1 rRNA gene is annotated in these 518 nt (G+C 56.0%); it reads left to right on the top strand.

Annotated elements, in window-relative coordinates:
- Positions 1 to 507: ribosomal RNA gene (locus HMPREF2656_RS02825) — 16S ribosomal RNA — on the top strand; the annotation flags it as partial.
- Between the last annotated feature and the right edge of the window lie 11 nt (positions 508 to 518).

Below are 518 nucleotides of genomic sequence, written 5' to 3'. Positions count from 1 at the left end.
GTGGTTGGTGTACAGGTGGTGCATGGTTGTCGTCAGCTCGTGTCGTGAGATGTTGGGTTAAGTCCCGCAACGAGCGCAACCCTTGTCTTATGTTGCCAGCACGTGATGGTGGGGACTCATGAGAGACTGCCGGGGTTAACTCGGAGGAAGGTGGGGATGACGTCAAATCATCATGCCCCTTATGTCCAGGGCTTCACACATGCTACAATGGTCGGTACAACGCGTTTGCGAGCCTGTGAGGGTGTGCTAATCGCTGAAAGCCGGCCTTAGTTCGGATTGGGGTCTGCAACTCGACCCCATGAAGTCGGAGTCGCTAGTAATCGCAGATCAGCAACGCTGCGGTGAATACGTTCCCGGGCCTTGTACACACCGCCCGTCACGTCATGAAAGTTGGTAACACCCGAAGCCAGTGGCCTGTCATGGGAGCTGTCGAAGGTGGGATCGGCGATTGGGACGAAGTCGTAACAAGGTAGCCGTACCGGAAGGTGCGGCTGGATCACCTCCTTTCTAAGGAGCTT

Origin of the sequence: Corynebacterium sp. HMSC034B08, from assembly GCF_001835805.1 — a bacterium.
In the GTDB taxonomy this organism is placed as follows: Bacteria; Actinomycetota; Actinomycetes; order Mycobacteriales; family Mycobacteriaceae; genus Corynebacterium; species Corynebacterium coyleae.
The sequence above is the reverse complement of the archived record's forward strand: the minus strand, read 5'-3'. Positions and strand labels throughout refer to the sequence as shown.